Source organism: Prevotella sp. MGM1, assembly GCF_002933775.1.
In the GTDB taxonomy this organism is placed as follows: Bacteria; Bacteroidota; Bacteroidia; order Bacteroidales; family Bacteroidaceae; genus Prevotella.
The window spans coordinates 1-2,414 of record NZ_BEWV01000074.1 but is presented as its reverse complement, the minus strand read 5'-3'; the positions used below and the strand labels follow the sequence as shown (position 1 = coordinate 2,414).

General features: G+C 45.2%; 2 protein-coding genes. Both read right to left on the bottom strand.

Going from position 1 to position 2,414, the window contains the following annotated elements; all coding sequences use genetic code 11:
• Positions 1–880: 880 nt before the first annotated feature.
• Entirely contained in the window at positions 881–1,333 is a 453-nt protein-coding gene (locus MoGM_RS02295) for an HU family DNA-binding protein (RefSeq protein ID WP_104368595.1), read from the bottom strand.
• Positions 1,334–1,561: 228 nt separating this feature from the next.
• A partial coding sequence (gene cbiD / locus MoGM_RS02290; protein WP_146078622.1) for a cobalt-precorrin-5B (C(1))-methyltransferase CbiD occupies positions 1,562–2,414 on the bottom strand: 853 nt, incomplete at its 5' end.

The window sequence follows — 2,414 nt, the reverse complement described above, 5'->3', positions numbered from 1 at the left end:
ACTCATAGGTATCAGGAACCCAAAATTTCTATCTCCACTATGTATGCTTGCCCCAGCCATATCTTATTTTGCATAATTAATGGAAATATTTCCTCATATGAAATTCCAAAAGCACCGAGATTAATTTTATCTTTTGCAAATATAGTAAAAATTATTCACTTGACAAAAGGTATATAACATTTTCCATGACACAAAATCTATCTGTATCAGCATATAAAAGTTTAGGTTTCAATTCGTAACCTGTCATTGAAAAATGAATATGTGAAACCACTGATATATAGCCGTTTCAAGAGTTAAAAATCGAGACGTGAGATATTAAGATTACAATCCGTAATATTTTACGGGCATGAAATTATAGTTTTACGGATAAAATGGGAACAACGAGGTAAAGCCCTTAAAAAAACAGTTTGAGAAACGGATGAATGAGATATTTGTTATCTCATAACGAAATATAAAGACATTTGTAACAAAGAATTAACCGCGAAGTAATTAATATATCGTAAAAAGTAACGGAGTATTAATTATAAGGCAGAAATGTATTAATTGCAAGATAAGGGCGTATTAAATACAAGATAAGGAGATATTAATTGCAAGATAAGGATATATTAACTGCAAGGGAAAGAAGTATTAACTGCAAGGTAAGGAAGTATTAACTACAAGGCAAGGAAGTGTTAACTGCAAGGTAAGGATGTATTAATTGCGAAATAAGGAGATATTAACTGCAAGGTAAGGATGTATTAATTATCAATGAAAACAGGCTTTATTTGAAATGAAGGATATAAAAAAACCCGCATTCCGAATATTCGGAATGCGGGTTACGGATGTCGGATGTGTGCAAAAGCAGACATCGTATTTTCATAAAATCATAAGTGGCGCTGATTTATGGTTGCGCCTCAACCTCGTCTTCGTCGGTTATCACGGCGTTTTTGGGGAGCTCGGCCACGGCGCAACGTCTCAGCAGATCCGTGACACGGCGGTTGGTGCCACTGTCCTTGTATGTCTCGGGCATGAAATTGATGTGCATGCCCAAAACGTTTTTCTGCGAGCTAAACTCCTTCGGCGATACGGAAGGCTTCGTTTTAAGTTCAATCTTGAACGTGCCGAGCCCGTCTATCTTCACGCGCTTCGAGTCTTGCATGGCACGCGTCATCGTGGGAACGAGCTCACGAAGCACAGCTTCGATATCAGAACGTTTCACAGTACAGTTCTCCTGCATTATCTCGGCCAATTCACGGGTAGACATCGTGTCGACCATCACCGCACGGGCATACCATTTCTTGTAAACACTACTACGCTTGTTGTTGTTCTGATATAATCTGTAAAATACCGACATTGTTTTTCTATTTTGGGTTGTTAATCATTTGTTTTGTCATTCTCTTCCGTCAAACAATCCTCGTCAGGAAGTCGGGCGTCCCCATTGTTTGACGATGCAAAGATAACACAAATGACATTACATGTCAAGGCGCATCACGATACACTTCACGATAAATATATAGATACACATTGCAAGAATGCCACAAAATAGCTCTTTTATGCAAAACAAACGGATAAAAAACATCAGTCAGGCGGAGAAGCAACGGCCGGACTCATCGATAAGTAAAACAGTAAGTTCGCCGTCCGGGAGCAATGGGCGGCAATAGTCCATGCAGTGCGATATCACCACACGGCAGAAGTCGCCGAGGCGTTCTTGCGGCACGATCGTCCACAACTCGCGGGCAAGCGTAATGCCGCGGGCGGCCGAGATGACACCGGCCGTACAACCGGCTTCGGCAAGCATGGACGCGATAAAGTCCTTGTCCATCGTGGCCTGGCGACTGTGGGTGTCGAGCCGGCCGGCAGCCAGTTTCACGGCCTTGCCTATCATTACGCCAAGCGTAAGCCTCGCCACGCCCAGTTCGGCGGCTATCGAGATGGTATCGCCTATATAATTTCCATATTCCACGAACGCCTGCGGCGGCAGTTCGGGATATATGGCCCGCACGAAACGCTCGCTCTTGGCTCCCGAGTTTATCACCACACGCTCTGCCCCGCTCGCCACGGCCACCTGCATGCACTTGCGTATCGAGCCGACAAAACTGTCTTTCGAGAACGGTTTTATGATGCCCGACACCCCGACAATGGATATTCCGCCGACGATACCGAGCCTGGGATTGAACGTGCGGGCGGCTATCTCCTCGCCGCCGGGCACTGAAACCGTTACCGTCAGAGGGACATCGGGGTGCAATAAGGCCATGATGTTATTGCGTATCATCTCCCGAGGCACACGGTTTATAGCCGGACTGCCCGGCGGGAAATCAAATCCGGGCAGAGTGACAGTGCCCACTCCCGGGCCGGAGGAAATCGTTATCAGAACGTTTTTTTCGTGGAGCGGGGAATGTGGAGCGGGGAGTGAGATATGCTTCTGAGTATAACAA

Coding starts and splice junctions, on each gene's coding strand:
- MoGM_RS02295 (WP_104368595.1), bottom strand. CDS start 1,333: ATGTCGGTATTTTACAGATTATATCAGAACAACAACAAGCGTAGTAGT.